General features: G+C 54.8%; 7 protein-coding genes. 2 read left to right on the top strand and 5 right to left on the bottom strand.

The features are described from left to right. Positions 1–164: 164 nt before the first annotated feature. Positions 165–1127: an ABC transporter substrate-binding protein gene (locus tag AC0L23_RS39550; RefSeq protein WP_158091664.1), complete on the bottom strand. Its 963-nt coding sequence runs from the start codon at positions 1125–1127 to the stop codon at positions 165–167. A 316-nt stretch (positions 1128–1443) separates the two neighbouring features. Here AC0L23_RS39550 and AC0L23_RS39545 point away from each other — a divergent pair, with 316 nt between their 5' ends. Further along, positions 1444–1983, top strand: coding sequence for a hypothetical protein (locus AC0L23_RS39545; protein ID WP_473358381.1), 540 nt, complete (start codon positions 1444–1446; stop codon positions 1981–1983). Then, positions 1983–2459 carry a rolling circle replication-associated protein gene (locus tag AC0L23_RS39540; protein WP_473358380.1) on the top strand — a complete coding sequence of 159 codons (477 nt, stop codon included), beginning with the start codon at positions 1983–1985 and terminating at the stop codon, positions 2457–2459. The genes AC0L23_RS39545 and AC0L23_RS39540 overlap by 1 nt, the downstream gene beginning before the upstream one ends. A gap of 446 nt (positions 2460–2905) precedes the next feature. Here AC0L23_RS39540 and AC0L23_RS39535 read toward each other — a convergent pair whose 3' ends face one another. From AC0L23_RS39535 to AC0L23_RS39520, 4 genes are all read right to left on the bottom strand, one after another. Beyond that, positions 2906–3082 carry a hypothetical protein gene (locus AC0L23_RS39535; protein ID WP_473358379.1) on the bottom strand — a complete coding sequence of 59 codons (177 nt, stop codon included), beginning with the start codon at positions 3080–3082 and terminating at the stop codon, positions 2906–2908. Positions 3083–3552: 470 nt separating this feature from the next. Continuing rightward, a complete protein-coding gene (locus AC0L23_RS39530; protein WP_473358378.1) occupies positions 3553–3867 on the bottom strand; it encodes a hypothetical protein in 315 nt (104 codons plus the stop codon). A 132-nt stretch (positions 3868–3999) separates the two neighbouring features. After that, entirely contained in the window at positions 4000–5229 is a 1230-nt protein-coding gene (locus tag AC0L23_RS39525; protein WP_473358377.1) for an ABC transporter substrate-binding protein, read from the bottom strand. 734 nt (positions 5230–5963) lie between these two features. After that, positions 5964–6299 (bottom strand): hypothetical protein, encoded by a 336-nt coding sequence (locus AC0L23_RS39520; protein ID WP_473358376.1) that lies wholly within the window; start codon positions 6297–6299, stop codon positions 5964–5966. Positions 6300–6847: the final 548 nt, after the last annotated feature.

The raw sequence follows: 6847 nt of genomic DNA, 5'->3' as shown, positions 1-6847 counted from the left end.
CGATTCCGACAAAGACCTCGGTATGATGACCCACGACTCGCCCTCCTTGTTTGAGGCTCTACCCGGTCCATCCGGGCGACCCTCGTCGCAACATCGAGGGTGAGTCGCCTCATTTTGTGGGGGGACATACAGTCTAGCAGACTTTCGGTGTCTCAACACGAGCGCTACTCGATCACTCTGTCCGCGAGTAGGAGCACTTGCTCTGGGACAGTCAAGTGCAATGCTTTGGCCGTTTGGAGGTTGATCACGAACTGGAATTTCGTCGGTTGCTGAACCGGCAAGTCCGCTGGATTCGCACCTTTTAGGATGCGATCCACGTAATCGGCCGCTAGTACAAATAGAGCCTCGATGTCCGGCCCATAAGCCATCAACCCACCTATGTCTGGGTAGTTCGTGACCTGATAGACCGTGGGCAGCCCATACTTGAGCGCGATTGAGGGCATTGTTCGTCGCGGTGGGTCTGCCAGCACGTAAACGATTTCGCAATTCGCCGCTTGCATCTCGGCGAATGCCTTGTCGAGGTCCTCGGGGTTCACCGCAACGTACCGTTGGGCTGCAACACCGATCGCACCCGCTGCACTCGCCGCCACTTCGGCCAACGCCGGATGCGTCGGGTTGTTTGAGGTGAGCACACCGATTTTCTGCACTTTGGGAAAGAGAAGGCGAACGATGTCAAGTGTCTTGGCTGTGAGGTCACCGAACATGTTCGCTACGCCAGTAATTTTGCCACCGGGCTTGGCAAAACTATTGATGAAGCCGGAGCCAACGGGATCAGTGGATGGTGACATGACGATCGGAATCGTCGAGGTCACTCGTTGTGCCGCTGCGATTGCGGGTGTTGCTTCAGCGATTATGACATCTGGCTTCAGCGCAACGAGCTCCTCAACCAGATTTGGCAACAGCGCGTAGTGACCCTTCGCTTCTCGCAGTTCGATTACCAGGTCCTTCCCCTCGCGATATCCCTTGGCTTTGAAAGCTTCCCTGAACCATGCGATAATCCGGTCGCCCGACCCAGAGGTAACCAGTCCGACGCGCCATGGCCGCGACGTCTCGGCGTTCACCACGGCGACAATGGCAATCGAACAGGTAGTCGTAACCAAGGTACGACGCGTTACTAAACGAGCCACGTGTCCCTCCTTCAGTCCGCCCTTCAAAGTTAGCACAGCTGGTTTTCTCAGAAAATCATGGTCTCGCTTGCTGCGGTGCAAGAGTCTGGAACTGGCCCTTAGCTGACCATTGAGCACTTGCACCAGCACGTCGGGCTTTGGGGAGTAAACCGGACCGGGGGCGTACATGCCTCGCGCCGGTTGAATAGTGCATCGTCGAGCTGCAAGCGATTTTGATCCCATCCCGGGCCAGCCCGCATACCAAAAATCTAAATACCTCCGTTGGGGCTGATCTGATGTCAGCCGACCACCCAATTCGCAACGAAACGGAGATACGATGGCTCACAAGCCAAATCGCTGGGGCATTCCAGCACCAAAACATCCAAATCCCATAAACACCGAAGAGCAGCGAAAGACGTACGAGAGCGACCTGCGAGAACAGGGCGCTGTCGTGAGCTACAGCAATTCAACTCGTCTAGCAGACGGACCATCCGTCAAGGGCCGATCGCTCTGGGATGAGCCGGATGACTCATCCAATTCACCGACCACCGCACATCCTGCACTGCAAGATCGTCGAAAGTCGTATCGCCAGCGCTATCCAGACTCGTTGCCCACCGACGTTCTCGAATGGCTACAGCTTAACAAGCCGCGAAGCTACGAGGAACTGATGGATTTACGGCGAGCCCTCTACGCCGGCCGTACGACAGGAGTGTATCGGATTCGGCTGGGCAGCTTAACATCACTCGGCGAGCAAAAGATACTCCTGGCTGGACGAGCGAGTGCAGTTCTCATCCTTAGCGACAAGGCTCGCCACTTCCTGCTGCGCACTCTTTGCAGATTGCGAAGGTCGGAACGTTGGCCGCCGATCCGTTATTGATGGACAGGTCAGAACGGGCGTGTCGCACAGAGATCGCCCGCCTAATAAGCTCGATTCCGTTTCGGGCGCCTGCAGCCGTGACGCTCACAATGAAGAAGCGCCACGGCGGCCAGGTAGTTGATGACATCGTCGCCTCTGAGAATTTCAAGCACTTCCGCAATCGACTGGAGCATTTGCTTCTAGGCAGCGCGGCCAAGAGGTATGGCAAGCGCCTACTAATGATTGTGGTGCTCGAAACCAGCGCGGATAATCGACTGCATTACCACTGCATCATCGACCGGCCATACCATTGCACGTTGGGTAAATTCGAAGCCGTGTTGCGTGAGCAATGGATGAAGACCGACTTCGGGTATCGGCAGATCGACATCCAAGATCAGCCAGACGAAGGCTGGACCGATTACCTACTCAAGCGTCGCCAGAAGCGTTCGCCATTCGATTCTATAGATTGGGCCAATTGCCATCTGATTGCTGAGTGAAGTCTCCTCTCAGGCAACCGATCGTTCGTTGAAGTTCAGAAGGCGTCTCGGTGTGGAGGCGCTTTAATAAGCTAACTGTACTCCAACGGCAGTGAATGAAAATGCGATGGTCAGGTGCAGAGCACGGGAGTGATAGGGCCTGTGCAATCAAGTTGATCATCAAGCTAATCATGATAGAAGGCCACTCCAGTTAATCGGAGTCGACATGGCCAAGAAATCAAAGAAGTCCGTTAGACGGGAATACACCAAGGAAGACGTGAAGGAGTTGCGGGCTCATTCGAAAGCAAGAACGCCTGTTACCAAGATCGCAAAGCTGACGAAGAGGTCCGTAGGTTCCTTGCGTCAGAAAGCATTGAAGCTTGGAATCGGATTAGGCCATCAACGCTAATGGCCTCCCGCCAAAAGGTTGGCCAATTAAGTTTCCGCCGCAAACAATCGGTCCAGAGTTACTTGATCCGCATCATCACGGTAAAGCCGGTGACTAGAATCGCGAGCATCGTGAGAAGCGTCAGCATAGCCCACCAGAATATGCCGTAGCCTCTCATCAAGTTGTCGAGCGCCGTGATGAGCAGGGTTCCTAGGCCGACCGACATGCCAATGACACTAACAAACAACCAGCGCATGAGCTATCCCACGGTCGAGCAAATTGAAGTATTCACGTCAGGGCCCGTTCGGAACTCATGGTGAGCCGATTGCGAATTATCGGCTCACTCATGAACAATATCAGGCATCCGGGTAGCCATTCGCCCTGTTGCAAGCGCGACGATCGCGGTTGTAGGCGATCACACCGGTCGTATGACCGTAGAGCTGCGTAATTACCTGGCCGAGGCTGTAAGCCTGTTGAACGCAAGCAACATATGGTTTGTTGCTCATCCAATCATATGGTCCTGCATTTGCAGTGGAGACCGAGACGACGGTCGAAACGATTGCGGCAGCAGTTGCGAGGGCGAAGAGCCCTGGACGAAAGCTTGTCATGTTCGTGGTCCCAAGTCAGACCGCACTATTGCTTGTCTGTCCCAGTACAATGGGAGCTCACTGGGGTCCTGTATGTGCGGCACGTCACGTCACCACGCGCCACCGACAACTCTACCGGTCAGGATCGTCCGATAACCAGTTGCGGCGACTTGTGCAAAGCCTGGCCTATGAGCATCAGCGGAACGGCAAGTAAGATCATAAATATACTCATCATAACAAGCTGGTCGTGAAAATTGCCATTGGATGGCGTTTTCGAGATCATCAGATTCGAAATGATGAAAACCAGGCCGGTCAATGAAGCTAATACACTGCTTCCCTTCGCAATTAAGCCAAGCCTGCGCCACTCGATCTCTCGAGATTTAGCTCTGGTAGCTTGCTCATTGAGTTCGGAACGCAGGGCGAGCAACTCGGTCTCGATTTCAGCCTGTGTCATTTTTGACTCGCAGATTGGACGCTTTGACCGCTTTTCAAAAGATTCTTGAACAGAATGACAGTCGGCCGCTCTGGCCCGCACCTATTCGATGAACGAGCGGTGCAGGCCAAAGTACAACCGCAAAATGGTCGATCAGGATCCTCGCGCACCGCTCATAATCGGCCCGAACCTCTCCCAGCTCTCCCCCTTAAATCGCATCATCTGGAGCTGCTCGATCGGGGCGAAATCGTCAGGGCCTGTCTTGATACGTGTGCCCGTAATGTAAATTCCAATCTCAAAATCGAGGTTGGCTGCCTGCTTCATCACATTCTCACGGGTCAGCGTATCACCGCACTGACGTAGGACTTGCTCGAGGCCCTTTGCAACACCGTAACCAAACACAGTCGCAGAGTCGTCGAGATCACCTTCGGGGTACCACTTCGTCATGAAAGCCCGCCACTCGTTCATCGATGCGTCGTTCTTCCACTCTGAATCCTTCGGGTCCTTCAGGTATGCGGTAGAGAGGATGCCCTGGCTGGCCTCGAATCCGGCAGGCTTGATAACTCCCCCTATAGAGCCAGAGACGTTGGTCAAGAATTGCACAGGATGCCATCCCATTTCGGCGACCTTCTTTATGGCCTGGGCGGCAAATTTAGGTGTCGCTATATTTACGAAGATGTCCGGATTGGCGCCCTTGATTTGCACGACTTGAGAATCGACTGTCGGTGAGCTCGTCTCGTAAGGAGCTTCAACAACAATCAGCTTGCTGGCTTGATCACCAAGGCCATCCTTTAGGCCCGTAACGTAGTCTTTCCCAAAGTCATCGTTCTGGTAAAGCACGCCGACGGTCTTACCCGGGTAATTTTGCAGGATATACTTGCCGTAGATGCGAGCCTCGACCTGATAACTGGGTTGCCATCCCATCGTCCAAGGGAAATTCTTTGGATCGTTCCACTTGGCAGCACCTGTCGATACGAACAGTTGCGGGACCTTCTTCGAATTCATGTACTTCTGAATAGCGGTGTTACCGGGCGTCCCAAGCGGATTGAAGATCAACAGCACCTCATCGCTCTCAACGAGCTTACGAGCTTGCTCGACCGTCTTAGGCGGGCTGTACGTGTCGTCGTAGGAGATAAAGTTGATCTTCCGACCGTTGATGCCGCCTTCAGAGTTGATTTTGGTGAAGTAGGCGGCTTCAGTTTTGCCGATCGTCGCATAGGCGGATGCGGGACCAGAGTACGGCATGATGTTGCCGATCTTGATCTCAGTGTCGGTTGCTCCAGGATCGTACTTTTTCTGGGCGTAGGTTGTCGACGAGAGCGTGGCTGCAAGTGCCAACGCGATTGCGGTCGAATAGACAAAGTTGACGTAAGAACCACGCATCGTTGTCCTCCCTTAAAGCACGTGCTGTTTCAGCTATTCTGATGGGCTGTTCAGCCGCGCATCAGAGAGTATGCATGAGAACCGTCAGGGGCAGCAATGAAACGTGACTTTAGAAGTTAGAACGCCAAACTTAGACGCAACGCACAATTCCTTCCGCAGGAATTAGCGTGGGCAGGCGGGCTGCAAGCTTAGTTTGCGCAACATGGAGCTTACCCCATCTGCTCGGCAGTCTTGCGCATCAGCCAATTTGGTCGCGGATGCGTTGCGTGAGGTACTTCTCAGAGGCTCCGCCTTTGGCTTCTTGGGCTGAGGCGGGTATCGTTAGGATCGTGCCAGTGGCGGGGAATGAACGCCGGAGTACTAGCCTTAGCTACTTCCTTTGGCTGACGCTGAGGCGGAGCCGGAGGCTCGGCAGGAGTCATGCATGCGAGAGCGACCTTCTCGACAGTTGGATGAATGTCTTGGACTGACCAGCGATAGCCGATCGGCCTTGGTGCCTGCGACGGCGGGATAGGTGATTGACGTCACGGGCACCGGCACGGACTTGGACGTGGCGGCAGCAATAGCACCGACACCCCCAACACAAACCAGTCGAACTACGACGACCTTGATCACAGCGATGCCCTACATCGGAGGCATCGAGTCATAGACGACATTCGGCCCGGACTAAGGCGAGTTGATTATTTAGTTAATGTCAACGACCCTTAGCTGTCTATCTACGATGGAGGAGGGAATCACTTCTGGCTCCTCTTCAGTATCATCCGAGCCATCTCCAGGCGCTGTTTTGCTTCGCGGACCTCCTCGACGCTGAAGATCTTACCGGCCTCGCCGAAGTCAATCACAGCTTGCTCCACCGAGAGGTGCAGCAAGCCGGCTCGAGCGAGGACCCGCATGCCAACCGGGAATCGTCCAATGTTGCTAGCTGTAGGTGCGATTAAACGGCGTGCAGCAGCCACTCCGCCGACCGCCTTGATCAACTCAATCAATCGGGAGAATGAGTGTCCGGTGATTTGCGCAGCCGTGCGAGTACGCTTGAGCAGCACATGCTCGAACTCTTCCTCATACGTCATAGCGGCAGCCTTCCGATCACGTCGACGAATTGGATGCGAGGGTGACCCGAGCAGATCGTCCGCGCCTCTGCTCCACGATGATCAGACCAGCCGCACTTAGGGCCCGGATAGCGCGCGACTTTCCGTCCTTGTTGATCCCCAACTGGCGAAGAAGCGGTGCCGGCAGGGTCACCGCGGCCGATCGCGAAATGTCGCACCGATGGCGAACGGCCAAATAAAGCGCCAGCGCTTGGCCAGGGAGCCGTGAGGCCGCGGAAAGGTCGTCCATAGGGATTGGGCCTTTCAGAAATCGAGCTTGCATGCGGCGCTCTCTCTGGCGGCTGATCTCGGTTTGAACCTCAACCTCTTGGATCATTGATGAAGGCATTAGTAGACTCAGATTAGAGGTGACGGGATCGCTCTTCTGCGAAGCTGGTTTCGCTTCTATGCGACGGACGAGAGTCCGTAGACTGCATCGGGTCGATCAATCAGCCGTACGCCTCCGATGGGGGCCGTCTTGCGTGAGGGTTGGTAATTCGCGAAGCGTGTGACCTTAAGTCTAGCTTTAA

The sequence above is a fragment of the Bradyrhizobium sp. MI1.4 genome (genome assembly GCF_055811315.1).
Note: the sequence above shows the minus strand (reverse complement) of the source record. Positions and strands in the feature narration are given on the sequence as shown.